General features: G+C 47.2%; 25 protein-coding genes and 1 tRNA gene. 11 read left to right on the top strand and 15 right to left on the bottom strand.

Translation table 11 applies throughout. The features are described 5' to 3' along the window. Positions 1-3: 3 nt before the first annotated feature. From HH301_RS02830 to HH301_RS02790, 9 genes are all read right to left on the bottom strand, one after another. Positions 4-1,029 (bottom strand): M23 family metallopeptidase, encoded by a 1,026-nt coding sequence (locus HH301_RS02830; protein ID WP_169566558.1) that lies wholly within the window; start codon positions 1,027-1,029, stop codon positions 4-6. Positions 1,030-1,118: 89 nt separating this feature from the next. After that, positions 1,119-1,577 (bottom strand): PTS IIA-like nitrogen regulatory protein PtsN, encoded by a 459-nt coding sequence (gene ptsN, locus HH301_RS02825; protein ID WP_169566557.1) that lies wholly within the window; start codon positions 1,575-1,577, stop codon positions 1,119-1,121. A gap of 56 nt (positions 1,578-1,633) precedes the next feature. Continuing rightward, positions 1,634-2,221, bottom strand: coding sequence for a ribosome hibernation-promoting factor, HPF/YfiA family (gene hpf, locus HH301_RS02820; RefSeq protein ID WP_169566556.1), 588 nt, complete (start codon positions 2,219-2,221; stop codon positions 1,634-1,636). Between the two features lie 163 nt (positions 2,222-2,384). Next, entirely contained in the window at positions 2,385-3,920 is a 1,536-nt protein-coding gene (gene rpoN / locus HH301_RS02815) for an RNA polymerase factor sigma-54 (protein WP_169566555.1), read from the bottom strand. 42 nt (positions 3,921-3,962) lie between these two features. Beyond that, positions 3,963-4,739 carry an LPS export ABC transporter ATP-binding protein gene (gene lptB, locus HH301_RS02810; protein WP_169566554.1) on the bottom strand — a complete coding sequence of 259 codons (777 nt, stop codon included), beginning with the start codon at positions 4,737-4,739 and terminating at the stop codon, positions 3,963-3,965. Positions 4,740-4,753: 14 nt separating this feature from the next. After that, positions 4,754-5,320: a lipopolysaccharide transport periplasmic protein LptA gene (gene lptA, locus HH301_RS02805; protein WP_169566553.1), complete on the bottom strand. Its 567-nt coding sequence runs from the start codon at positions 5,318-5,320 to the stop codon at positions 4,754-4,756. A gap of 14 nt (positions 5,321-5,334) precedes the next feature. Continuing rightward, positions 5,335-6,030 (bottom strand): LPS export ABC transporter periplasmic protein LptC, encoded by a 696-nt coding sequence (gene lptC / locus HH301_RS02800; protein WP_169566552.1) that lies wholly within the window; start codon positions 6,028-6,030, stop codon positions 5,335-5,337. Between the two features lie 3 nt (positions 6,031-6,033). Beyond that, entirely contained in the window at positions 6,034-7,035 is a 1,002-nt protein-coding gene (locus HH301_RS02795) for a KpsF/GutQ family sugar-phosphate isomerase (protein ID WP_206378135.1), read from the bottom strand. Positions 7,036-7,166: 131 nt separating this feature from the next. Then, positions 7,167-7,781: a ribonuclease D gene (locus tag HH301_RS02790; protein WP_169566551.1), complete on the bottom strand. Its 615-nt coding sequence runs from the start codon at positions 7,779-7,781 to the stop codon at positions 7,167-7,169. Positions 7,782-7,893: 112 nt separating this feature from the next. Here HH301_RS02790 and HH301_RS02785 point away from each other — a divergent pair, with 112 nt between their 5' ends. Beyond that, positions 7,894-8,256, top strand: a complete 363-nt coding sequence (locus HH301_RS02785) for a YigZ family protein (RefSeq protein ID WP_169566550.1) — start codon at positions 7,894-7,896, stop codon at positions 8,254-8,256. 2 nt (positions 8,257-8,258) lie between these two features. Here HH301_RS02785 and HH301_RS02780 read toward each other — a convergent pair whose 3' ends face one another. Both HH301_RS02780 and HH301_RS02775 read right to left on the bottom strand, forming a co-directional pair. Then, entirely contained in the window at positions 8,259-8,672 is a 414-nt protein-coding gene (locus tag HH301_RS02780; protein WP_169566549.1) for an OsmC family protein, read from the bottom strand. Positions 8,673-8,784: 112 nt separating this feature from the next. Beyond that, positions 8,785-9,513 (bottom strand): substrate-binding periplasmic protein, encoded by a 729-nt coding sequence (locus HH301_RS02775; protein WP_169566548.1) that lies wholly within the window; start codon positions 9,511-9,513, stop codon positions 8,785-8,787. Positions 9,514-10,048: 535 nt separating this feature from the next. Between HH301_RS02775 and HH301_RS02770 the strand changes: the two genes are divergently transcribed. Continuing rightward, the gene (locus HH301_RS02770; protein ID WP_169566547.1) at positions 10,049-10,261 is read left to right on the top strand and encodes a hypothetical protein; all 213 of its coding nucleotides are present in this window, start codon (positions 10,049-10,051) and stop codon (positions 10,259-10,261) included. Between the two features lie 9 nt (positions 10,262-10,270). Beyond that, positions 10,271-10,966 (top strand): IS6 family transposase, encoded by a 696-nt coding sequence (locus tag HH301_RS02765; RefSeq protein WP_169566546.1) that lies wholly within the window; start codon positions 10,271-10,273, stop codon positions 10,964-10,966. Between the two features lie 124 nt (positions 10,967-11,090). On the opposite strand, the gene HH301_RS02760 is transcribed toward HH301_RS02765, so the two are convergent. From HH301_RS02760 to HH301_RS17935, 3 genes are all read right to left on the bottom strand, one after another. Continuing rightward, entirely contained in the window at positions 11,091-11,735 is a 645-nt protein-coding gene (locus HH301_RS02760; RefSeq protein ID WP_169566545.1) for a hypothetical protein, read from the bottom strand. Positions 11,736-11,842: 107 nt separating this feature from the next. After that, positions 11,843-12,421, bottom strand: a complete 579-nt coding sequence (locus HH301_RS02755; RefSeq protein WP_169566544.1) for an Arm DNA-binding domain-containing protein — start codon at positions 12,419-12,421, stop codon at positions 11,843-11,845. Between the two features lie 12 nt (positions 12,422-12,433). Further along, a complete protein-coding gene (locus HH301_RS17935; protein WP_169566543.1) occupies positions 12,434-12,646 on the bottom strand; it encodes a hypothetical protein in 213 nt (70 codons plus the stop codon). Between the two features lie 165 nt (positions 12,647-12,811). On the opposite strand from HH301_RS17935, the gene HH301_RS02745 reads away from it, so the two are divergent. Beyond that, a complete protein-coding gene (locus HH301_RS02745) occupies positions 12,812-13,033 on the top strand; it encodes a helix-turn-helix domain-containing protein (protein ID WP_169566542.1) in 222 nt (73 codons plus the stop codon). Positions 13,034-13,223: 190 nt separating this feature from the next. Here HH301_RS02745 and HH301_RS02740 read toward each other — a convergent pair. Further along, positions 13,224-13,310: transfer RNA gene (locus HH301_RS02740), tRNA-Leu, on the bottom strand. A 160-nt stretch (positions 13,311-13,470) separates the two neighbouring features. Here HH301_RS02740 and HH301_RS02735 point away from each other — a divergent pair. The 7 genes from HH301_RS02735 to HH301_RS02705 all read left to right on the top strand — a co-directional run bounded on the left by HH301_RS02735 (position 13,471) and on the right by HH301_RS02705 (position 23,844). After that, positions 13,471-14,421, top strand: coding sequence for a complex I NDUFA9 subunit family protein (locus HH301_RS02735; RefSeq protein WP_169566541.1), 951 nt, complete (start codon positions 13,471-13,473; stop codon positions 14,419-14,421). A 446-nt stretch (positions 14,422-14,867) separates the two neighbouring features. After that, the gene (locus tag HH301_RS02730) at positions 14,868-16,301 is read left to right on the top strand and encodes an NAD(P)-dependent oxidoreductase (protein ID WP_169566540.1); all 1,434 of its coding nucleotides are present in this window, start codon (positions 14,868-14,870) and stop codon (positions 16,299-16,301) included. Between the two features lie 16 nt (positions 16,302-16,317). Beyond that, positions 16,318-20,868 (top strand): glutamate synthase large subunit, encoded by a 4,551-nt coding sequence (gltB, locus tag HH301_RS02725; RefSeq protein WP_169566539.1) that lies wholly within the window; start codon positions 16,318-16,320, stop codon positions 20,866-20,868. 236 nt (positions 20,869-21,104) lie between these two features. Then, positions 21,105-21,377: a hypothetical protein gene (locus tag HH301_RS02720; RefSeq protein WP_169566538.1), complete on the top strand. Its 273-nt coding sequence runs from the start codon at positions 21,105-21,107 to the stop codon at positions 21,375-21,377. Positions 21,378-21,523: 146 nt separating this feature from the next. Beyond that, positions 21,524-22,192 carry a glutathione S-transferase family protein gene (locus HH301_RS02715; RefSeq protein WP_169566537.1) on the top strand — a complete coding sequence of 223 codons (669 nt, stop codon included), beginning with the start codon at positions 21,524-21,526 and terminating at the stop codon, positions 22,190-22,192. Positions 22,193-22,201: 9 nt separating this feature from the next. Further along, positions 22,202-23,359, top strand: coding sequence for a tRNA epoxyqueuosine(34) reductase QueG (gene queG / locus HH301_RS02710; protein ID WP_169566536.1), 1,158 nt, complete (start codon positions 22,202-22,204; stop codon positions 23,357-23,359). After that, complete coding sequence (locus HH301_RS02705) at positions 23,356-23,844, top strand: class I SAM-dependent methyltransferase (protein ID WP_169566535.1); 489 nt, start codon at positions 23,356-23,358, stop codon at positions 23,842-23,844. The genes queG and HH301_RS02705 overlap by 4 nt, the downstream gene beginning before the upstream one ends. Positions 23,845-23,915 lie beyond the last annotated feature (71 nt).

Raw genomic sequence — 23,915 nt, 5'->3', positions numbered from 1 at the left:
AACCTATTCGACAAGAATAGTGGCACTATCCTCAAAAATTTCCCCAGTAAGACGATGGATCTTGATTGCGCCTTTGTAAGCTCCGCGCATCCATCCGCCTTCAGGTTTCTCCATTCCAAAGAAACGATAAATACTGATCTGATCAGTACCGGCAGGTTTACTGGTGTGTGTCTTTACCACTTCCCCTTTTGGATCAATAAGCTGAAGCGTTATTTTATCGCCCTTTTTACTCCCAATGTAATAGGTCCAAAAGAACAGCTTGGGGGCGAGCGGGTTTAGAACAGTTTCTGCCTTATCCCCTTTTTCCAGATCTTTGCGGTCATCGGGCTTTGTTTCAGACATACCAGAGACGACAAAGAAGGTTGGGTTATAGGTCATGAGATTTAAAGCTTCTTCTGACCAATAGCTTGTTTCGAAATTATCGCAGCCAGATCCCTTTTTTAACCCTGTGAAAGGGTCCAGCCGAACGCCTTTATGGCGTAGCTCAAAATGAAGATGTGGGAAATCTGTCAGCCCCGACATTCCGACATATCCGAGAATTTGGCCTTTAGAGACACTCTGCCCCTTAGTGACTTGAATGGAGTCCCGCTTTAGATGTGCATAGAACGTGTTCCACCCACCTCCATGGTGAAGGATGACAACATTTCCTAGTCCTTCGCTGTATACTTCCCGTTGCTTGGCCTTTGAGTAGTCACTGAAATACTGATCCGGAACATTTTTTCGAAGGTTAAAGACCCGACCATCAGCCGCCGCAACAACGGGCACGCCTTTTTCCATCTGTTTTAAGGTTAAGATGCGGATATCCGTTCCGTCATGACGGTCATAGGTCAAGGATCCACAGGTATAATCATCAGACCCAGCCCCATGTTTTGTGTCCATATAGTGCTGGACGTAACAATCCACACCAATTGTACATTTTACCGGGAAGTCTAGCACTGGCGCGCGATTCCTTTGTGCATTTACATCGAGCGCAAATACGGAAAGCGACAAACACAGAAAAAGACCTGCTAATCGACTGGAAAACATCATGAGTACACGGATCCTGTTTGTTACAGAGGACTGGAAACTAGCAGTTTTCGTACGATCAGACTGTGAACGAATTCACAGTCTGGTTGTATTTAGGCGGCGACGGTGTCGTCTGTCAGCACAGCAAACAGAGCATCAGAATCTTCTGTACCTCTCAGGCGCTCACATCTTTCTGCACTTCTGAGTGTCCGCGAAACTCTGGCCAGAGCCTTGAGATGATCTGCTCCCCCTTCTTCCGGTGCAAGAAGTAGAAAAATCAGATCGACAGGCATGTCATCCATGGCGTCGTAATCAATTCCGGTTTCCAGACGTGCAAAGAAACCCTGAATTGATTTCAGGGATTTCAGTTTGCCGTGGGGAATCGCAATCCCTTGTCCTACGCCTGTTGTTCCAAGGCGTTCACGCTCAATCAATACGTTTAGAATCTCCCGCTCATCACATCCGGTATGAGCGGCAGCCCGGCGCGACATTTCCTGTAATGCCTGCTTTTTACTGGTTGCCTTCAGATCGGCAAATACAGTTTCCGGGCTGATCAAATCAGCTAATTCCATGAGTCTCTAACCAGTTGTTCTATCGTGATCGGGGATTGCGGTTCCGTTGTCAGCTGTTAGTTTTCCAGCTTAGGATCAATCCAGCCAATATTGCCATCTGATCGACGATATACAACATTCAATCCTTTCGTTCCTGAATTATGGAACATCATTGCTGGCAAATTTGCCAGATCCATCCGCATCACAGCTTCACCAACAGAGCAGTCTGGAATTTCCTGACTACTTTCAGCAATAATCATCGGTTGCCATTCACCGTTTGCTTCTGTCTCGTCATCAGGCTCTTCAGGTTCTGGTGCCAATACATAGGATTGGGCTGCCATATCCTGTTTTGCCCGAAGGCGTTCCTTGCTGTGATGATCCTTGAGCCGTCTTTTATATCTTCTGAGCTGTTTGTCAATGCGTTCTGCAGCTACATCAAAACAGGCGTGAGCATCTGAATGGTTGCCAGAGGCGGCAACCGTTATCCCGGAACCTAGGTGAACATTGCATTCAATATGAAAATCGTGCCCCCTGCGACTAAGCGTAACTTGCGCATCTATCGCGTTGTCAAAATATTTTGAAACCCTTTCCTCCAGCGAGTTTTCCACATACTCAGTAAGAGCGGCTCCAACATCAACCTGTTTACCTTTGACAATCACATGCATATTTTGACCCAATTCTTTTAAGTGATACTAAGGAAGATCGGCCTTTAAACTGGGCTATCCAGTCAACCGACCTCGTTTTTCGGACTGATTAAGTGGTATCAGTCGTAATAACCGGATTTATGGTCGGCGCGATATGGTGGTTCCATTTTCTTAGCTCCTTTTATCAGGTGGTGAGCAGTTTTTTCTGTTTCCGGCGCTGGACGGATGAGGGGATGTTCAGGGCATCCCGATATTTGGCGACCGTCCGCCGGGCAATGTCTATACCCTCCTTTTTCATGAGTTCCACAATCTTGTCATCAGAAAGGATAGCGTTAGGCTTCTCGTCGTCAACAAGTTGCTTGAGTTTGTATTTGACAGATTCAGCCGCATGCGCGTCGCCTCCACCTGTCGAATTGATGGCTGAGTTGAAGAAATACTTGAGTTCGAAGACCCCGAACGGGGTAGAAATGAATTTGTTGGCTGTTACGCGGCTGACCGTGCTTTCGTGCATTTCGATCGCCTCGGCGATAACTTTGAGGTTCATGGGGCGCAATTGAGCGATTCCATGCCGGAAAAAATTCTCCTGCTGGCGCACCAGTTCGGTTGCTACCTTGAGAATTGTATTGGCTCGCTGATCCAGTGATTTTATAAGCCAATTGGCAGAATGCAGGCATTCCGATACGAATTCTTTCTCTTGTTTTTTCAATCCCTTAGAAGTTATTTGGGCATGATATCGATTGTTTACAAGAACTTTTGGCAGGGTTTCGCTATTAAGCTCAATGTTCCAGGTTCCATCCGGGTTTTCCCGGACAAAAACGTCCGGCACGACGGTTGAGGCAAGAGATGGGTTGAATTGAAGTCCTGGTTTTGGGTCCAGCGCTTTAATTTCCGCGATCATCTCCATGATGTCATCCCGGTCGACACCGCAAACTGCCATCAATCCTTTGAGATCCCGGTTTGCCATCAGTTCCAGATTGTCTAGGAAAGCTTGAATTGCAGGATCTAGGCGGTTTTTGTCTTTAAGTTGAAGTGCCAAGCAATCAGCGAGGTCAGTCGCAAATACGCCAGCTGGTTCAAATTCGCGCAATATTTGAAAGGTTTCTTCCACAAATGCAGGGTCGCAGTTCAGCGTTTGACTGATTTCAGTGAGATCCTGCAGGAAATAGCCGGTATCGTTCACCAGATCGATTAGATAAGTCGCTACAAATTTTTGAGATGCAGGGAGATTGAGGAGATGTAGCTGTTTTGTGAGATGATCCTGAAGAGTTTCGTCTTCAGTGAGGACATCTTCAAAAGAAAAATCAGAGTATGAGCTGGTCGATGCGGTTGCGCCTGAGCTCGAAAGATAGTCACTTTCTGAAGGTTGCGGCGCATCCATAAGGCTGTCATTTGTAGCATCATTGTCGTAATCCACATCCAGTGGACTATCGTTGACAGACTGCTCTGCTGCTTTCTCGGTTAGGGAAAGGTCCTGTAGGCCTTCATATTCAGGAGTTTCATTTCCAAAACCGTCAGCGTTTTCATTAACGACATCGGCCGGTTTATCTGTATTGAGATCAGTATCCCCCCGCTCTAGAAGAGGGTTTCGATCCAATTCCTGCTCAACAAAGTCGCTCAGTTCCAAATTGGATAGTTGCAGCAATTTGATTGCTTGCTGCAATTGAGGAGTCATAATGAGTTGCTGACTCTGCTTTAATTCCAACCTGGGGGCTAAAGCCATAGTTTCTCCCGTTTTTTCCCGATTTTATTCTTTTTAGTTAAATCAAAGGTTAAAACGGTCTCCCAAATAAACACGTCGGACACCTTCATCCTCGATAATTTCAGATGGACTGCCTTCCATAATAACACGTCCGTCGTTGAGAATGTAGGCTCGGTCAATAATTTCGAGGGTTTCGCGAACATTATGTTCTGTGATCAGGACACCAATGCCTCTCTCCTTCAAATGAGAGATTAAATCCCGAATATCACCGACAGCAATAGGGTCAATACCTGCAAAAGGTTCGTCCAGCATGATGTAGCCAGGCCTTCCGGCCAAAGCCCGCGCGATCTCTACTCGGCGGCGTTCTCCGCCAGAAAGAGCTATTGCTGGTGTTCTTCTGAGATGAGAGATTGAAAACTCGGCCAGCAATTCTTCTAGCTGGTTCTCTCTTTTTTCCCGGATTGGTTCAATAAGTTCAAGAACGGAGCGAATGTTCTGTTCAACGGAAAGTCCCCGGAAAATAGAGGCTTCCTGCGGCAAGTAGCCAACGCCTAGGCGGGCCCTGCGATACATCGGAAGGTGGGTTACATCCATCCCATCTAAGGTAATAGAGCCATAATCAGCGCTTAAAAGGCCTGACATAATATAGAAGCAGGTCGTTTTACCCGCACCATTTGGGCCCAACAGGCCAACAGCCTCACCTCGGTGAACGGTGACGTCTACTCCCCTCAGAATTGGGCGCTTTTTGAAGGATTTGCCGATATTCTGGGCTGACAGGCCAGTGTTTTCAGCAATCAGGCGGGGTCCGTCTGTATCGGATTTGGATTCGCTCTCTGACATATACTTCACCTGAACTAGTTTTTCTTTTCAGGAACAAAGATGCCGCGTACCCGACCGCTGCTATTGCCTGTGCCTGTTCCAACTATCCGGCTTCTCCCGGAAACAAGATCCAAGACCATTTTCTGCCCCCGCAATATATTCTGACCCTGTGTTAATACCACATTTCCTTCAAGATTGATCTGTTTATTGATCACATCATAAGTTCCCTTATCCCCTTGCGCTGTTTCCCGGGGGCTGGATAGGAAAACTTCTCCAACAGCATCAATCTTGCGGATTTGGGGTGCATCACCATCAGTATTGGCGTTTTTTTCATTCTTGGTGTCAGAATAATGAACAATCAGCTTGGCTGCCTGTAATCGAATTTCCCCTTGCAAAACCTGAACATTGCCAGCAAAGGTGGCTTGTTGCTTAGCTTGTTGAACCTCAAGAGAATCAGCAAGAATTTCAATCGGTTGGTCTGTGTCAAAGCCCGAACCAGATAAGGCTGATTGCGCTCTTGAAGCAGAGGGAAGCATAAATATGCATGTGATGAGGATGAGTGGGACCAGCCAGACTTTCTCGCTTACAAGCTTGTGTTTCATACTGTCAGCAATCCTCATGGATACAGGGTCATTTTTACATTGCCTTCGAATTTTAGCGTACCTGAAAGCTGGTTGGCAATAAAACTGTCAGCCGAGAGCTCTCCGAGCGGTCCATGACTGCGTAATCCTTTCGGACTTAGAACCTTTTTCTCTGATAATAAGACCCGAGCTGTTTCGGCACTAATTTGGTTTCCATCGTCTGAGAAAATTTCGACACCGCCAACAAGATCCAGCGCTTCTGCTTCTGTATCCAGCCAGCCTTTGGGGGCGGCGATGGAAATCCAACGACCTGAGCTCAACGTGATATCGGCCTGCAGGTTGATCAGCTCAATCTGTCTTTCTGCGCCTGTTTGCTGGGTGGCGCTGTCAGCTGTGACCATGAATTGTTGATTTCCTCTGTCGCTAGAGAGGAACCTTGGGTTTGTCATGGTGAGCTTGTGGTCACTTTCGGCGATTTCAAGATATTCCAGCGTGATCTTTTCACTTTCCTCTTGGAGTCCAGGCAGAATGAAAGCGGTCGCAATCAAAATTACCGCGAGCGTGGGGAGGACCCATTTCATTACGGATACGAAACGGGTGTGTGTGCCGGTTTGTATGGCTTTCCGCCGAATTTCTTCAAGATGCGGTGAGTTTGTAGGTTCGCCCGGCTCAAGAGGACTATCGTCTGAAGCTTCCGACTGGGGCTTGGACGAATTTATGGGGCTTTCCATGACTTACATCACGCCTGCCCGTAGGCAGTCATGGACACTCAGTATACCAACGGGTTTGTTATTCTCAGCAACCAGCAAGCACGTAATTCCGTTGATGCCTGTGGAATTCATTTGAGCCAAGGCCTCAGCCGCCAAAGATCGAGGGGAAATGGTTTGTGGCTTGCGAGTCATGACATCTTTTGCTTGCTTGGTGAGCAGATCATGACCCATGTGCCGCCGAAGATCGCCATCTGTTATAATTCCGCTTAAATTCCCGTCAGCGGAGATAAGCCCAACCGTTCCAAATCCCTTGGTAGTCATTTCCAGAAGGGCCTGTTCCATCAATGCATCTTCGCTAATCAGTGGGAGTGCTTCTCCTGTATGCATCAAATCGCTAACCCGAATAAGGGAGCTTCCCAGTTTACCACCTGGATGAAATACATGGAATTGATCGGCTGAGAAGCCTTTACGTTCCAGTAGAGCAACAGCCAAAGCGTCTCCCAATGCCAGGGTTAGGGTCGTTGACGTTGTCGGGGCCAGTCCAATGGCGCATGCCTCCGGCTCATCCGGAAGGATCAAAGCGATATCACTCTGCCGGGCAAGTGTACTGTCCGCTTTACCAACAATTGCGATCAGGGGAATGTGGAACCGCTTTGTATAGGCAATAATATCTGAAAGTTCTTTGGTGCCGCCAGAGTTGGACAAGCAAAGCACAACGTCATCCTGGGTAATCATGCCCAGATCCCCATGACTGGCTTCTCCCGGGTGGACAAAATGAGATGGTGTTCCTGTTGACGCAAGTGTGGCGGCTATTTTCTTGCCAATGTGACCGCTCTTTCCCATACCAGAAACGACGACCCGGCCTTTGGAGGCACTTATGATATCAAGTGCCTGAACGAAATCACCATTTAGGGAGCTTTTCAGCGATAAGAGCGCATCAGCCTCTATCTGCAATACTCTTCGTGCAGACTCAAGGTCTTGATTTTCATCAGAAATTTGGGACTTGGCGTCAGGGTGCTGAATCATGCGCTCATCACAGCTTAAAAGTGTTTAACTGTCTGCAGGAGAAGAAAAAATTCGCCTGAGATGCCTGAAATATAGGCAATCTGACCTCGCTTCACAAGAGAGGATCGAAGGATACTGATTGGTGCAGCATATCAGGAATGTGAGAAAATGTCTGTATCGTCCCAACCGGCCAAGTCAAGGTCGGCGCGATAGGGGAGAAAATCAAAGCATTTCTGCGCAATTTCCGTCCGTCCTTCCCGCTCCAGCATAATAGCCAATTTGTCACGAAGCTGATGGAGATAAAGAACATCAGAAGCCGCATATTCCATTTGTGCTTCGGTTAGTTCTTCAGCGCCCCAATCTGAGCTTTGCTGTTGCTTAGAAAGATCAACACCGATTAATTCCTGGCACAGGTTTTTCAGGCCATGCCGGTCTGTATATGTCCTTACAAGACGGGAAGCAATTTTGGTGCAGTAGACAGGGGCGCAAGTGATCCCCAGATAATGTTTCAAGACGGCAATATCAAAGCGACCAAAATGAAAGAGTTTCAATCGGGACGGATCAGAGAGTTGCCGGGCAAGGTTTGGTGCATCATAAGTTTTCCCATCAAACTTTACCAGATGGGCGTCACCATCTCCTGCGGACAACTGGACAACGCATAGACGATCGCGATGGGGGTTCAGCCCCATTGTTTCGGAGTCGATCGCAATCTCGGATCCCAAATCAACATCTGTGGGAAGATCGTTGTGGTGAAGATAAATGGTCATGTATACACCTGACTTGCAAATTGTTTGCGGGATATTAGGCTGCAGGCAAGCTAGGATCAACCCGTATCCTTACCACTTGACCAACGCGGGTGACATATGATGGTTTCTGAGCATGAAAATCTTTGAAAACATTTTGACTGATCGGGGATCTAAGTATGCCGTTTCGGGTGGGCCCGTTCGCTCTCGAAGTGAGGCAGTTGAGTTTGTCAAAACCCTCAAAAAAAATAAAAAATTTGCCAAAGCCAACCATAATAGTTGGGCTGTCATTCTGAGTGAAGAAGGACCCGTCAAAAATGATGACGGCGAGGGCGGTGCTGGCCGCATTATCTTGCAGATGCTGGAAGGTGAGGGTCTTACCGATCACGTTATTGTTGTGTCCCGTTGGTTTGGAGGCACAAAATTAGGTGGTGATCGGTTTCGCCGGGTTCAGGATAGTGTGCGCTACTATCTTGATGAAGAAAAACCCCAAAATTAGGGTTATTCTGCAGCCTTGATGATAATCTCACGTGTGATATTGGCGACTTGACCAATCATGACAGAAGCTGAGCAATATTTCTCTGCAGACAGGGAAACTGCGCGTTCTACCTTGTCATTACTAAGGTTATTACCATACACGGTATATATCATATGGATGTCCGTAAAAACCTTAGGCTCAGTATCGGCCCGTGTTCCTTCAACCTCTACAATACAGTCCTGAACATCTTCGCGGGATTTTTTGAGAATATGGACAACATCAATGCCTGAACATCCGGCAACCCCAAGAAGCAGCAATTCCATTGGGCTGTTTCCAAGCCGGCCCTCTCCACCTGATCCATCCATAATCAGGCCATGACCTTTTTCATTGCTGCCAATGAAGCGGTAGTCTTCAACCCACTTTGCCTGAACTTTCATTTTTATCTGCCTTTAAATAGATTAATTTGAGGCGGAGGATACCGGCCCCTTGCTCAAATTCAATCCTAAATACTGTCTAAGTCCGAATTGAGTGAAACCTGCGTTGAGCTTTTTAGTTGGGAATAAGACCGTACTTTTTGAAAATCTCATCGATCCGGCCGGATTCCTGAAGAACTTTCAGCGCAGCTCTCAACTTTTCCATATGTGGATAAGGGTTCTTGCGATTTGTGGCGAGGTAAGTTCGGAAGAATTTTATGGGCTCACTAAAGGTGATTCCAGGATCCTCCAGCCCTCTTAAGGCTGTGCTGCCGATGATTTGATCTGTGTACCAAGCATCAATTCGCTTGTTGCGAAGCAGCTTAATAAGTTCGCTACCGTCCCCTGGCACACGATAAACGTTCTTGTATCCCTGCTCAGTAAGCCAATTGTCCCAACTGGATTTTAATTGGACACCAATATGCTTATCCCGGGCTGTTTCCGCAGTGAGCTTTACGTTGTTGAACGTAATGAAGTAGGAATTATTGTTGAAAATGTTCAGATCCCAGACGTATTTATCGTCCCTTGTGGGTGTTCGGGAAAGTGGAAAAATCAGGGACCCCGGCGTTTGTAGGGCCATATGCTGGGCCCGAGCCCAGGGAAGATGAACAATTGTGTATTCTTCTTTCGCCAGCTTGAAAAGCTCGGTCACAATTTCATAAGCGATGCCTGGCTTATCTGGGTCATCGATGACGACACTGGGGAAATAGGATGTATATATTGTCGTTGAATCTGACGCAGTGGCGGCATTGCTAATGTTAAAAGCAATTGCGATTGCGCATATGAAAGAAGCAATGCGGACCATGATATTCTGATAGAAACTTATACATCCCAATTAATGATTTACCAAAAATAGCGCCAAGGACCATTAAAATACAGCCTGATTATCGATCAAAAGGACAGATTTTCTTGTGTTTAGGACCAATTGGGTTGTTGTGGAGTAATAAGTGAACCACCAACCAGAATCGTTTTTGGCCGCGATATTTGCTGAGAAGCTCAAATTTTTGGAGAATGGTGCCCAGGAGAAGACTCGAACTTCCACTTCCATACGGAAACTGCACCTGAAGCCAGAACAGTAATGTTGGTTATATGGTATGAAGAGATTTTGATTGTAAATAAATGGCTAAAAAAAGGCAAATAATAATTGTATTAAGGTAGGTTTGTTTCCGATTAAAGCCATGTAAAGTCATAAATTATGGTCTATGTGGTATACCCTAAATTTGAATGACTCTGCTCTCTAGAACTTAGGGTGAAGGTCAAAGATATCTTTCGCTCAGCATCACATTTCTGGTAGCAAGCAAAGGTGGTAAGGCTTTTCACAAATGAAGTGGAATGACAGAATGCAGCTTGAGGATGTTACAGAGGGAGAGCTAGTCGTTCCCAGTAAACTGGCAACTCTTTTACGGACCGACGCAAAAGAGATTGCCTGGACGATTGGACTCGATGAGAGTGCCTTGAAACGCCGATCTTCCTTAAACGCTCAAGACACCCAAAGACGCCTTTGCGACCCTTGTCACATTAACTTTGTGGCGAGAAAATTTGTGATGATCTAAACTCGTTCGATGCAAAAGATCTCCTATTCCCGGCATCGCTTTCCATCTCAACTCATTCAGCATGCTGTCTGGCTTTACGCCCGATTTACACTGAGCTATCGAGATGTTGAAGATCTCTTGGCTACCCGAGGTTTGGATATTTCCTACGAAACGGCTCGTCGTTGGTTTCTGAAATTTGGACCGGCCATTGCTCGAAACCTTAGATCAACCCGACCTACTCCCAATGATACCTGGCATTTGGATGAAATGGTCATTGCTATACGGGGAAAACGCCATTTTCTATGGCGGGCTGTTGATAGTGAAGGTGAAGTCATGGAGTTCCTTGTACAGCCAAAACGAAACACCAAGGCTGCCTTAAAACTGATGCGAAAGCTTATGAAGAAACAAGGTTTTGCTTCAACACGGATTGTAACGGATAAACTGAAATCTTATCACAAGGCATTCCGAACCTTAGGCTTACCTGCTGAGCATGTTGACAATAAGCGATCGAACAATCGAGCTGAAAACTCACATCTCCCAGTTCGTCGAAGGGAGCGAAAAATGCAGAAGTTTAAATCATCTGGGTCTGCCCAGCGATTTCTAAATATTCACTCTGCTGCTTACAATAACTTTTACATTCAACGTCATCTAATCAATCGGGTTCATCTTAAAGAATGTCGGGTGGAAGCAATTGGCGCTTGGGAAACTGCAAGTGCCGCTGCCTAGATATTTTCACCAAGGGTTTTCTGCGTCTATCGCAAGTTAATGTGACAGTACCTAGTTTCGGTTTTAAAGGACATAAAAAAGGCGGCCCTTGAAGCCGCCTTTCAATTTAGTTTAAACTTTTGATTTATGTGGTCGCTTTTTGTTTGCGACGCCATCCAAGGAAACCCAGTACTGCGAGAGCAGAACCGTAAAGCGGTAGGGCCGCTGGCAATGGAACCGTAGAGACAGAGATTGCCGCAAGAGAAAAATCATTTACACCGAGTTCATCTCCAGGGTTGTGAGTAGGTGCTAAAAATTCTAACCACGCGACGTTCAAGTTATTTAGGGCAAACATCAAATAACCACTGGCCCCATTTGGTGTTTCAGCCCAGTTGGCATCTATTAACATTGAACCTATTCCGCTACTACCGCCCCCCCAAGAAACTTGAGCTTGTTCCCTTGTCTGTTGGTTCGTTGCTGCGAAGAGGTCGAGAAAATAAATCGACTCTACGACGCGAGCTTCTCCGAATGAAACGGTAACAGTCTCATTCGTACCGCCTGAAATTTCGTCATCGGTAATACCGATACCGTCAAGTTGGCACGCAAGCGGAGGGCTCGCGCAAGTATTGCCGTCTTGGCCGGTCCAGGTAAGCGCCCCCCCTGTTGCTGAGATTGTTGCTATTGTACCCGCAAAAGCAACTTGCCCGGAAGTCGGAGCCTGAACGGCATCTCGAACGGCAGCGCTAGTGAAATCAAGAAGCGTAGTGGCATGAGCAATAGTGCCAAACATGCTAATAGCCACAACACTCGCGCCCACTAATGGTATTAGTTTTTTGAACATGAACATTACTCCCATAGATAATTAATTTAGGTTTATGGTTTTAATCTGTACTTTGATCATTGCAGCTCCACACGCATATTTCTGGGGCATTGATTTAAATACAGCAACCCAGTCACCATACTTAATGCAATAAGGTGCCAAAAGGTTCGGAAACCACCTATATCGCTAATGACGATACTGTACGCAACATCAAGGCCATTCTGCTTAACCAAATCACTTCTGAATTTGAGAATGTCAGGCTTAGTGATTGCTATGAGCGGTTTGTCCCCAAAAACAGGTAGTAGGTATTTATCCAACGTAAGACGTTGATTTGATCTGTGACTGTTGCGCCATTCAGCTTCTTTTTCCGAAAACCAGGTTTCCGCGAAATCTGAGAATAATTCCCCCAAATTAGTTTGGGGATTGTTCTCAGTTTGAGCGGAAGTATAAAATCGTTTAGCAAAATTGGAGTTTGGGAAGTATTTTGAGTATTCGAAGGTTCCAAGCGTAATCTCTGCCTCAATTCTATCCATCAGCATCCGCAAGCGTTTCCTATTCGGAGCCGTATTGGAAAGTTTAGTGTACTCTCGACACCGAGTGTTTTTATATCTGAAGTCCAGATACAAAAGATCATTTCTATTGTTTACTGTACCCATCAGCCAACTTCTCTATTGAATGCCTACTAAGAGGGTGTTGAGTGAGGGCGCGGTATACATGTCTTCTTCTATCTTTTCCCAAAGATATAGAATCTTACGCCTCCCAAAGGGTCTGATGTAATGGATACCCTCAAGTAACACTGAATCTTTCAAGCGTTCTCGAATTGTTCGAGGGTCGTATTTGATCCGTGCAGATAGTTCTTCTGTTGTTAAATATGTACTCATGATGTTTTTGCCTCATATTTGGTGCGTTGGTGTCAAATATGATATAATCACATCAAATGTGCATTTCAAGTGAAAATATACCAAATTTGGTGCAAAAAGTCCGTTGACGGGGTAAATGATTGATGGAATGATCGCCTAATCCCTTACTTACGTTAGGATTCTGGTGTGATAAGATTTTTTTTGAAAGAACGGATAGCTGAGAAAGAATTTCGTGAAAAACGAAAGATTAAGCTTGATGAAATTTCCAAAGAATCCGGTGTAAGCCGTAATACACTCTCTCGAATCCTCAACACTTACGGATACAGTACAAGCACAGAGGTGCTTGATAAACTGTGCGAGTACTTTGAGTGTCAGTTGGCTGATTTGGCCGAGTATGTGGAAGATTGATGGTTAGAGGTAAAATACTAGGAATGTATTTTTGAGCTTATGTAGGAGGACCGAAGCATCTAAAGGAAGATGAGGCGTAGTCTCAGATTGGTCTCAATCTGGTCTCAAGACAAAAACAGCCCGATTTACGTTTGTAAACCAAGGCAGTTAAATGTAGGATAAATCCTTTATGTTTCAACTCTTTGAGAGTTGGTGCCCAGGAGAAGACTCGAACTTCCACTTCCATACGGAAACTAGCACCTGAAGCTAGCGCGTCTACCAATTCCGCCACCTGGGCAAGGTTGCGAGGCCCTCTGATATAAAGATCAGGGACTTCTGTCAACATTCTTTTCACTGAATTCGGAATTAATTGTGGTTTTGGCTTGGCCTTGGCTTCACAAGCCGTTAAATAGCTTTCAGAAAGACCTTACATCTGAGTTGAGAGAGGTAAAGTGACCATGTCCAGCAGTCTGATTACCATTATTGGGGGATCCGGATTTATCGGCCATCATCTGGTCGGGCGACTGGCTGCCCAAGGGCACCAGATCCGTATTGCTGTCCGCGACACCGAAAGAGCCGCCGTACTGATGACCCAAGGAAATGTGGGGCAAGTGGTCGGCATGCAGACAAACATCCGTAATCGTCAGTCGATTGAGCGGGCAGTTGCCGGTGCAGATATTGTGATTAATCTGGTCGGTCTGCTCTCAGAAGCTGGTGCACAGAGCTTTGAGAAGGTTCATGTTGAAGGTGCTGCCATGGTCGCAGAAGCAGCCAAAGCAGCTGGCGCCAAACAGTTTATGCAGATGTCTGCATTGGGTGCAGACCTTAAAAGCCCTTCCAAATACGCGCGAACGAAAGCTGAAGGTGAAGCGCGCGTGTCTGAAGTTTTTCCCGGAGCAACGATTATTCGTCCGTCTGTAGTTTTTGGTAATGACGACAGCTTTACCCTGAAATTTGGTCAGATGGCGACCTTGAGCCCTATTCTGCCCTTATTGAATGGCGGGAAGAACCTCATGCAGCCAATTTGGATTGAAGATCTGGTGGATGCCATGACAACAATTCTTGGTGATGCCTCACTTCAAGGCAAGATCTATGAATTCGGCGGGGCTGAACAGCTTTCACTTGCTGACATAATCGGAAGGATCAATGAGGTGACCCGTCGTTCCGTTACGATCCTCCCAACCCCGGAAAGTGCTATGAAGGTAATGGCTTTCTTTATGTCACTGCTGCCAGGTGAGCCGCCGCTAACACTTGATCAAGTGAAACTGCTGAAAACTGATAATATCGTGACAGGGGAGTATCCTGGATTGGCGGATTTAGGGATTGAGCCAGTTCACTTTACGCCTGCTACTCTTGCGTATCTAAAACGTTTCCGTAAGGGCGGTGGATTAAACGAATTGCATGCCTAGATCTCTAATATAGATCCTTAAAAATCGCCCACATGCCTTGCCGGGCGATTTTTTTTGCCTCATTTTCAGAATCGGGTGAAATACACTGCCTTTAAATTCGCGCAGAAATTCTATGGTTTTGGCGATTTAGGTCCGAAATGAGACTAAGTTTCGCCGAAAAATCCCTCAAAATTGATAAATTTTCCAAGATTTTGGAAGTTGTGCCGAAAATTAGGTCACGTTTGTTGACCATATTTCGTTTTTTTACTGGTCAAACGAGATTGTTCGGGGTAAAAGAGACTTCCTTTTCGCTGGGTGTGCGGTGAAAAGAAGTGGGATTTGGCCGGTGACTGACAAGTCACAACAGCAAAAATGACAATCCAATGTCCAAACGGCCAAGATCAGCAAGATTGTGTTGAAGAATAAATGAAACCCGGACTGAGCCCGGGAGTGAGTTAGAGACGCCTATGTCACAGAAAATGTTGAAATTCGTATCGCTTGAGAAACAGATGCCGACAAAAAGAAATGCATCTGCTCGGCGGGAAGACTTTAACGAGATCTATGAGGAATTTGCCCCAGACAAAGCGGTTGAGCAAGCAAGCCGTTGTTCTCAGTGCGGTATTCCTTTTTGTCAGGTTCATTGCCCGGTTCAGAATAACATTCCTGATTGGCTAAATTTGACAGCCAATGGTCGTCTTGAAGAGGCTTACGAGCTGTCTCAATCGACAAACTCGCTGCCAGAGATATGTGGGCGAATTTGTCCTCAGGATCGACTGTGTGAAGGATCCTGCGTTATTGAAAAGGGCTTTCAGTCAGTTACAATTGGCGCAGTTGAAAAATACATAACAGATACAGCCTGGGAGAAGGGTTGGGTTAAACCCAATGCACCGAGCCATGAACTGAATCAGTCAGTCGCAATTATTGGCGCTGGCCCAGGGGGTATGGCGGCCGCAGATCAATTGCGTAAAAAAGGCTATCAGGTTCATGTTTACGATCGGTATGACCGCGTTGGCGGCTTGCTCGTTTATGGAATTCCAGGCTTCAAGCTGGAAAAAGAGGTGGTTGAACGCCGTGCCAAACTGCTTGCGGATGGCGGCGTCACCTTCCATCTGAATTTCGAGATCGGCAAAGATGCGACGTTGGAAGAGTTAAGGGCCAAGCATGAAGCTGTAGTCGTTGCAACCGGTGTTTATAAGGCACGTGATATCTCGCTTCCTGGCAGTGGTCAAAAAGGCATCGTTCCAGCTCTTGATTATTTGACAGCCTCAAACCGTAAGGGACTGGGTGATACAGTTCCAGCTTTTGAAAGCGGTGAGTTGAACGCCGAAGGAAAGAATGTGGTCGTGATTGGCGGCGGTGATACAGCGATGGACTGTGTCCGGACGGCGATCCGTCAAGGTGCGAAATCAGTGAAATGCCTTTATCGTCGGGACCGTAAAAACATGCCAGGTTCCCTTCGCGAGACAACAAATGCAGAGGAAGAGGGCGTCGAGTTTATTTGGCTCTCTGCACCAAAGGCCTTCCATGGTGATGGTGAGGTAACAGCCGTTCGCGCCATTGAAATGCACCTGGGAATAGCAGATTCCACAGGACGTCAGGTGCCTGTAGAGCTTGAAGGATCCGAGTTTGACATTGAATGCGATCTTGCCATTAAAGCGCTGGGATTTGATCCAGAGGATATTCCAACCTTGTTTGATCAACCAGAACTGAAAGTCTCCCGCTGGGGAACTATTGAAGCTGATCCGCTGAGCAAGATGACTAACTTGGATGGGGTTTTTGCCATTGGCGATATCGTTCGGGGGGCATCCCTCGTGGTCTGGGCAATTCGGGATGGTCGGGATGCCGCAGCATCCATTCACCAGTATTTGCAAAAAGCCGCAAAACTGGCTCAGGCGTCCTAAGGTAAGTGAGAGGTAAATGATGAAAAAAGATAACTCAATTCAGTCTGGTGAAGACTTTGTAAAATCATGGACCGATAATGCCACTTATCTTGCTGAAAATGGCATGTATGATCCGTCTGAAGAACATGACAACTGTGGTGTTGGCCTCGTGGCTGCCATGGACGGAACTCCCAGCCGTAAAGTGGTTGTTGCAGGTATTGATGCCCTGAAGGCCGTTTGGCACCGAGGCGCTGTCGATGCAGACGGGAAAACCGGTGACGGCTGTGGCATCCATGTCCAGATCCCTCAGGATTTCTTTAAAGAGCATATCGCCCGCACCGGTCATGAACCACTGGATGGGAAACTGGCTGTTGGCATGATTTTCTTGCCACGAACCGATTTTGACGCCCAGGAAACTTGCCGGACGATTGTGGAATCTGAAATTTTGAAATTTGGGTACTACATCTACGGTTGGCGTCAGGTTCCGGTAAATGCCGGTATTATTGGCGAAAAAGCAAATGCGACCCGCCCGGAAATTGAGCAGATCATGATCGCGAATAACCGGGGTGTGGATGATGATACGTTTGAGCGGGAGCTTTATGTGATCCGCCGCCGGATCGAGAAAGCTGTTCTTAACGCGCATATTACGGGATTTTACGTTTGTACCCTGTCTTGCCGGTCCATCATCTACAAAGGTATGTTCCTGGCAGAGCAGCTCTCCTCCTTCTACCCGGATTTGCTGGACGAACGCTTCGTGTCCAACTTTGCGATTTATCATCAGCGGTATTCTACAAACACTTTCCCGACATGGCACTTAGCGCAGCCATTCCGCGTTCTCGCCCATAACGGTGAAATCAATACTATTCGCGGTAACATCAACTGGATGAAAAGCCATGAAATTCGCATGGCCCACAAAACTTTTGGGGATCGCTCCGACGATGTGAAGCCAATTATCCAGGCAGGAAGTTCTGATAGTGCGGCCTTGGATGCGGTATTTGAGGTTCTGGTTCGGGCTGGGCGGAGTGCGCCTATGTCTAAAACCATGTTGATCCCAGAAAGCTGGTCCAATACGCCATCCATGCCGGAAAGCCACAAGGCTCTCTATGCTTATTGTAACTCAGTGATGGAGCCATGGGACGGACCTGCCGCGATTTGTGCAACTGATGGCCGTTGGGTTATTGCGGGTCTGGACCGGAATGGTTTGCGGCCGCTTCGCTATACTCTGACTAAGGACAACATGTTGGTTGTTGGTTCTGAAACCGGAATGGTTCCTGTGAACGAACTAAATGTCGTTCGTAAAGGTCGCGTAGGTCCAGGCGAGATGATCGGTGTTGACCTCAAGAAAGGGAAATTCTATCCGTCTCGTGAACTCAAAGACAAGATGGCTGCCGCTCGTCCGTTTGAAAAATGGATTGAGAATGTTGTTGAGCTTGAAGGAACGCTTTCCGACGTTAAAGAGGAGCGGAAATTTGATCGCAAGGAACTTCGCCAGCGCCAGATGGGTGCCGGTTGGAGTATTGAGGATCTGGAACTAATCTTGCAGCCAATGGCGGAGGACGGAAACGAAGCTGTAGGATCCATGGGTGATGACACGCCTCTTGCTGTTCTTTCCAAGAAATACCGCGGCCTTCACCATTATTTCCGCCAGCGTTTCTCTCAAGTCACCAATCCGCCGATCGATAGCTTGCGGGAGCGGGCGGTTATGACGCTGAAAACCCGGCTTGGTAACCTCAATAACATTCTGGATGAAGATCCAAGTCAGGCTGAAATTCTGTCGCTGGAAAGCCCAATTCTCACGAGTGGCGAATTTGAAGCCATGCAGCGTTATATGGGTAACGATTGCCAGGTCATTGACTGTACATTTGACATTAAGGGCGGGAAGAACGCTTTGTCTGATGCATTGCGTCGGATCCGGGATGAGGCGGAAACTGCGGTTCGCGGTGGATGTGCTCATTTGATCCTGAGTGACCTTGAGGCCAATGACAGCCGGGCACCAATTCCAAGCATTTTGGCGGCTGGTGGCGTTCATACACATTTGGTGAATGAGGGTCTCAGGACATTCACATCTGTCAACATTCGAACTGCAGAGTGTCTGGATGTTCAATTTTTTGCTGTTTTGATTGGTGTGGGTGCGACAACCATCAACCCATATCTGTTGCAGGAAAGCATTGCTGATCGGTTTGAGCGGAACTTGTTCCCAGGTAAGGATCTGGAAACGTGCCTCAATAACTTTAAGAAAGCCGTGGACAAGGGACTTTTGAAAGTCATGTCTAAAATGGGGATCTCAGTTTTGAGCTCCTATCGCGGTGGTTATAACTTTGAGGCTGTTGGTCTATCCCGTGCGCTGGTCGCTGAATTTTTCCCAGGCATGCCATCCCGTCTTTCTGGGATTGGACTTCCCGGTATTCAGCAGATGGTAATCAGTCAACATCAGAAAGCATATCAGGAAGATGTGATTGCCTTGCCAATCGGCGGCCTTTACCGGAACCGGGCGAGCGGTGAAGTTCACTCGTTTGACGGAGAGCTCATCCATCTGCTGCAAACCGCAGTCGAGAAAGATAGTTATTCTCTGTATAAAAAATACAGCAAAGGGCAGCAGTCGCTACCGCCTGTTAATCTGCGTGATCTTCTAGACTTCAAATCTGATCGGGCACCAATTCCGATCGATGAGGTGGAGAGTATCACAGAAATTCGGAAGCGTTTTGTGACAGGTGCAATGAGCTTGGGCGCGCTTTCAAAAGAAGCGCATGAAACTCTTGCGATTGCGATGAACCGCATCGGCGCGAAGTCTGATAGCGGTGAGGGCGGCGAAGATGTTGCGCGTTTCACGCCACGTCCAAACGGGGATAATGCCAACTCTGCCATTAAGCAGATCGCGTCAGGCCGTTTCGGTGTAACCGCCGAATATCTCAATAACTGTGAGGAAATTGAGATTAAGGTCGCACAGGGTGCAAAACCTGGTGAAGGTGGACAGCTGCCTGGATTTAAGGTTTCGGAGATGATTGCCAAGCTTCGAAACTCCACACCGGGTGTGACCTTGATTTCTCCGCCACCGCATCATGATATCTATTCGATCGAGGATTTGGCTCAGCTGATCTACGATTTGAAGCAGATTAATCCAGAAGCCCGGGTTTGCGTGAAGCTAGTTGCTGAAGCTGGTATCGGAACCGTGGCTGCCGGTGTTGCGAAGGCGAAAGCCGATGTCATCATGATCTCCGGCAACTCCGGCGGTACAGGCGCAAGCCCGCAAACATCTGTTAAATATGCAGGTGTACCTTGGGAAATGGGCCTGCCGGAAGTTAATCAGGTCCTGACCTTGAATAAGCTTCGCCACTCCGTTTTGCTTCGGGTTGACGGCGGAATGAAAACGGGTCGGGATATTGTGATCAGCGCCATGATGGGTGGCGAGGAGTATGGCCTTGGAACGGGTGCGCTGGTTGCGCTCGGTTGTATTTTGGTTCGCCAGTGTCACTCCAACACTTGTCCTGTGGGTATCTGTACTCAGGATGAGGAGCTGATCAAGAAGTATGAAGGAACCGCGGATAAGGTGGTCAACCTGTTCAGCTTCCTCGCTGAAGAAGTTCGTGAGATTTTGGCTTCTCTCGGTTACCGATCTTTGGAAGAAATCATTGGCCGGAGTAATCTGCTAACACAGGTTAGCCGCGGGGCAGCTCATCTTGACGATCTTGATCTAAACCCATTGCTCGCTGAAGCAGATGCTGGCGATAACCCGCGGGTTTGCACAAATGTTGGGCCTGTTCCGGTTCCTGAAACTCTGGATGCGCAGATGATCATGGATGCCGCGAACGTCTTTAATAAAGGCGGTGAAAAGCGGCAGCTGGCTTATAGCATTCGTAATACCCACCGGGCCATCGGAACAAAGCTTTCATCCCAGATTGTGCGGACTTTTGGGATGACCGGGCTGGAACCTGGTCATATCACTGTTCGCTTGCGCGGATCGGCTGGTCAGTCACTGGGTGCTTTTGCAGTACAGGGGCTGAAGCTTGAAGTTCTTGGGGACGCTAACGATTACTGTGGTAAGGGCCTTTCCGGCGGTACCATTGTGGTTCGGCCAATGACCTCTAGCCCGATTACTTGGAATGAAAATACCATCATCGGCAACACGGTCCTTTATGGTGCGACTTCTGGCTATCTTTATGCTGCAGGCCAAGCGGGAGAGCGGTATGCCGTTCGGAATTCCGGTGCTATCTCAGTGATCGAAGGCTGCGGTACTAATGGCTGTGAATATATGACTGGCGGTAAGGTTGTTATCCTTGGTGAAGTGGGCAGCAACTTTGCAGCTGGTATGACCGGTGGCATGGCTTTCATTTATGATGAAAACAATGTTTTACCAGGAAATATAAACGAAGAGAGCGTGATCTATCAGCGTCTGCAGTCCAGCCATTGGGAGGCTGAACTGAAGGCCCTTGTCGAAGATCATTATACGATGACCGGATCGCCAATGGCTGAGCGTCTACTGGCTCATTGGGACATGGAGCGAGGACATTTCTGGCTGGTTTGCCCAAAAGAAATGATCAACAAGCTTGAACATCCTCTCTCTGATGATGAGGCGCTGGAAACAGCTTAAGCATCTGAACTTAGACCGGTGGGAATTCCCACCGGTTTTTTTCTGCCGATGACCCGGTAAATTCTTCCGCTACGTTGTCGGATTAGACAGTCTTTTACCTTATGCGTAACTGGCTAAGGTTTGCTAAGTCTATGTAATATAGACTTATTATCTTGTGGTATAAAAGTTTGTGAGATTGGCCCGGCTTTTGCTTCTCTTCAAATAACATATGAATTGTTATTACGGAGATATACGCAATGCATCAGATGCCCCAATCCATTTCACAAGCGTCTCAAGAGGATCTCGATCGGTTTGAAGACCCTATCATTCAGTTTGAAGATGTGATGTGGGCGGCCCGACGGTTTATCTTGATCTATGGCGGGGATGCGCCTTTTGAAGCTGAAAAGGTTGTCAGCAAAATGGATCTGGCTGGCAAGTTACATGTCGCTGAGATGTTTTCACGGGTGCGGGAAGAATGCGTTCGTTTGCTGAAATGCAGTGATAAATACCGCATGCGTGAGTTTCACTAGAGTTTAATGTAGGTCAAAGGCTGGAAACACGGTTTGATCTTACGAGACCAAGTCGTGGTTTTTCGGCCTTGAAAAATTCAGGCTAGGCTGATTAAAGTCAGACAAATTCCTTCTCCAAACACCTTGTCTGCGGTATTGTGCCTGCCATGCGTAAACTCTATCATTTCTGGATATCTCCTGCCTCTCGCAAAGTGCGATTGGTCCTGAACGAAAAGGGCCTGAAATACGACCTTGAGGTGGAAAAACCTTGGGAGCAGAGAGACGAATTTCTTGCGTTAAATCCCGCGGGTGATGTACCTGTCCTGAAGGATGAAAATGGTGCTATCCTGTCGAATTGTCAGGCCATTGTTGAGTATCTCGAGGACACTTATCAGGATGTGCGGCTGTTACCAGAGGATACGCTGGAAAAAGCAGAAACCCGCCGATTAGTAGCTTGGTTTGATCATAAGTTTCGGAGCGAAGTGACCGAAAATTTGGTTGAAGAGAAGATTCTGAAACGCTTGATGCGGACAGGAACCCCAAATACATCTGCTATTCGGGCTGGGCACCACAATATTCATTATCATCTGGATTATATTGAATATCTGACCGAGCGTCGGAATTGGTTGGCCGGTGAGGACTTTACCCTCGCAGATATATCAGCCGCAGCTCAGATTTCAGCGGTTGATTATTTGGGTGACGTCCCTTGGGACCAGCATCCAGGAGCGAAAATCTGGTATTCTCGAATTAAGTCACGGCCGACATTCAGGCCTTTATTGGCTGATAACTTACCAGGCATGCCAGCGCCTAAACATTATGCGGATCTTGACTTCTAGGGCAGCCTAATGGCTCAACTCTCCCAACAGGAAAAAAGTGATCTGATCCAGTTTGCACTGGATCAGGGGTTTGATGTTGTGAAAGTGGCGTCTGCAGATCTTGGTAAACTTCCGGGAGAGCGATTAGAGGCTTTCTTGGCAGCTGGATATCATGGTGATATGGATTGGCTGGAAAACCGGAAAACCTGGCGCAAAAACCCCAAAAACTTATGGCCTGAAGCACAGTCAGCCTTGGTGCTTGGCTTGAATTATGGTCCGCATACTGATCCTAGAGTGCTGGCTGACCATGCTGATAAAGGAATTATCTCTGTCTATGCGCGGGGTAAGGACTATCATGATGTTATCAAGAAACGTCTGAAACGAATTGCGCGTCATATGGTTGCGACTATCGGTGGTGACGTAAAAGTTTTTGTCGATACGGCACCCGTTATGGAAAAACCGCTAGCTCAGGCTGCTGGTTTGGGGTGGCAGGGTAAGCATACCAACTTGCTCAGTCGAGAATTTGGTTCCTGGTTGTTTTTGGGCGTCATTTTGACCACAGCTGAAATTGCACCGGACGCAGCAGAAACAGGGAGTTGTGGGAATTGTACAGCTTGTCTTGAGGCCTGCCCAACCCAGGCTTTTACCGCCCCCTACCAGTTGGATGCTTCCCGTTGCATATCCTACCTGACAATTGAGACCCGAGATCATATACCTCGTCATCTGAGACCTGCTCTCGGGAACAGGATTTATGGATGTGACGATTGTCTTGCTGCATGTCCCTGGAACAAATTTGCGAGCGAAGCTTCAGAGATGGCTTTTTGGGCGAAGGAAGAACTCAATGCTCCTGATTTGATAGATTTGGTGCGATTGGATGATCCCAGCTTTCGGGAACTGTTCAGAGGATCACCTGTTAAGCGGTTAGGTCGTAACCGATTTGTGCGCAACGTCATTATTGCTCTTGGAAATAGCGGTCTAGATCACGCTGTTAAAGATTTGGAGTTGCATCTTCAGGATGTGTCACCCATTGTACGAGTGGCGGCTGTCTGGGCGCTTGGGCAACTGATCTCAATTAAGCGGTTTCAACAGCTGTATGATCGGGAATATGGCAAAGAGCCAGATGAAGCCGTCAGGCAGGAGTGGCAAATTTCTCGGGATGAGCTGGAGACAGGAAGAAAAAAAGTATGAGTCGACTAGATAGTTTTATTCGGCGGGTCAGCGCCCAGCGCGATTGCTTAAACCAGGTTGCTGAAGATCTGAAGGGAACGGAAGGCAGTATTCTGGAATTTGGGCTCGGAAATGGTCGAACCTATGATCATTTGCGAAGCCTATTTGGTGCGGAAGACATATATGTGTTTGAGCGTAAAGTTAATGCACATCCCGACTGCATACCCGATGATGAACATTTGATTTTGGGAGATGTACTTGAGACTCTTCCAACAGCAAAGGATCGAATTGGAAGATCTGTTCGTCTCGCTCATTGTGATATTGGAACTGGCGACAAGGAGGCCAGTCTGAAACTGGCTGCCCAGATGAGTGTCTATTTAGATCAGCTTCTGCATAGAGGTGCTTATGTGGTGAGTGACCAGCCGCAGGAGGTTGAGGGGTGGGAAGCTCAACCACTTCCAGAGAATGTCGCTCCTGGTCGATACCATATTTATCGTAAAGCTTAAGTAGCCGGTTAGATAAGGGCAAAGCATATCTCAAAAGGGATAGTTCCTTAAGGGTATAGGTCTTTTTGCAG

The organism is Sneathiella limimaris (assembly GCF_012932565.1).
In the GTDB taxonomy this organism is placed as follows: Bacteria; Pseudomonadota; Alphaproteobacteria; order Sneathiellales; family Sneathiellaceae; genus Sneathiella; species Sneathiella limimaris.
Note: the sequence above shows the minus strand (reverse complement) of the source record. Positions and strands in the feature narration are given on the sequence as shown.

Coding starts and splice junctions, on each gene's coding strand:
- HH301_RS02830 (WP_169566558.1), bottom strand. CDS start 1,029: ATGATGTTTTCCAGTCGATTAGCAGGTCTTTTTCTGTGTTTGTCGCTT.
- ptsN (WP_169566557.1), bottom strand. CDS start 1,577: ATGGAATTAGCTGATTTGATCAGCCCGGAAACTGTATTTGCCGATCTG.
- hpf (WP_169566556.1), bottom strand. CDS start 2,221: ATGCATGTGATTGTCAAAGGTAAACAGGTTGATGTTGGAGCCGCTCTT.
- rpoN (WP_169566555.1), bottom strand. CDS start 3,920: ATGGCTTTAGCCCCCAGGTTGGAATTAAAGCAGAGTCAGCAACTCATT.
- lptB (WP_169566554.1), bottom strand. CDS start 4,739: ATGTCAGAGAGCGAATCCAAATCCGATACAGACGGACCCCGCCTGATT.
- lptA (WP_169566553.1), bottom strand. CDS start 5,320: ATGAAACACAAGCTTGTAAGCGAGAAAGTCTGGCTGGTCCCACTCATC.
- lptC (WP_169566552.1), bottom strand. CDS start 6,030: ATGGAAAGCCCCATAAATTCGTCCAAGCCCCAGTCGGAAGCTTCAGAC.
- HH301_RS02795 (WP_206378135.1), bottom strand. CDS start 7,035: ATGATTCAGCACCCTGACGCCAAGTCCCAAATTTCTGATGAAAATCAA.
- HH301_RS02790 (WP_169566551.1), bottom strand. CDS start 7,781: ATGACCATTTATCTTCACCACAACGATCTTCCCACAGATGTTGATTTG.
- HH301_RS02785 (WP_169566550.1), top strand. CDS start 7,894: ATGAAAATCTTTGAAAACATTTTGACTGATCGGGGATCTAAGTATGCC.
- HH301_RS02780 (WP_169566549.1), bottom strand. CDS start 8,672: ATGAAAGTTCAGGCAAAGTGGGTTGAAGACTACCGCTTCATTGGCAGC.
- HH301_RS02775 (WP_169566548.1), bottom strand. CDS start 9,513: ATGGTCCGCATTGCTTCTTTCATATGCGCAATCGCAATTGCTTTTAAC.
- HH301_RS02770 (WP_169566547.1), top strand. CDS start 10,049: ATGCAGCTTGAGGATGTTACAGAGGGAGAGCTAGTCGTTCCCAGTAAA.
- HH301_RS02765 (WP_169566546.1), top strand. CDS start 10,271: ATGCAAAAGATCTCCTATTCCCGGCATCGCTTTCCATCTCAACTCATT.
- HH301_RS02760 (WP_169566545.1), bottom strand. CDS start 11,735: ATGTTTGGCACTATTGCTCATGCCACTACGCTTCTTGATTTCACTAGC.
- HH301_RS02755 (WP_169566544.1), bottom strand. CDS start 12,421: ATGGGTACAGTAAACAATAGAAATGATCTTTTGTATCTGGACTTCAGA.
- HH301_RS17935 (WP_169566543.1), bottom strand. CDS start 12,646: ATGAGTACATATTTAACAACAGAAGAACTATCTGCACGGATCAAATAC.
- HH301_RS02735 (WP_169566541.1), top strand. CDS start 13,471: ATGTCCAGCAGTCTGATTACCATTATTGGGGGATCCGGATTTATCGGC.
- HH301_RS02730 (WP_169566540.1), top strand. CDS start 14,868: ATGTCACAGAAAATGTTGAAATTCGTATCGCTTGAGAAACAGATGCCG.
- gltB (WP_169566539.1), top strand. CDS start 16,318: ATGATGAAAAAAGATAACTCAATTCAGTCTGGTGAAGACTTTGTAAAA.
- HH301_RS02720 (WP_169566538.1), top strand. CDS start 21,105: ATGCATCAGATGCCCCAATCCATTTCACAAGCGTCTCAAGAGGATCTC.
- HH301_RS02715 (WP_169566537.1), top strand. CDS start 21,524: ATGCGTAAACTCTATCATTTCTGGATATCTCCTGCCTCTCGCAAAGTG.
- queG (WP_169566536.1), top strand. CDS start 22,202: ATGGCTCAACTCTCCCAACAGGAAAAAAGTGATCTGATCCAGTTTGCA.
- HH301_RS02705 (WP_169566535.1), top strand. CDS start 23,356: ATGAGTCGACTAGATAGTTTTATTCGGCGGGTCAGCGCCCAGCGCGAT.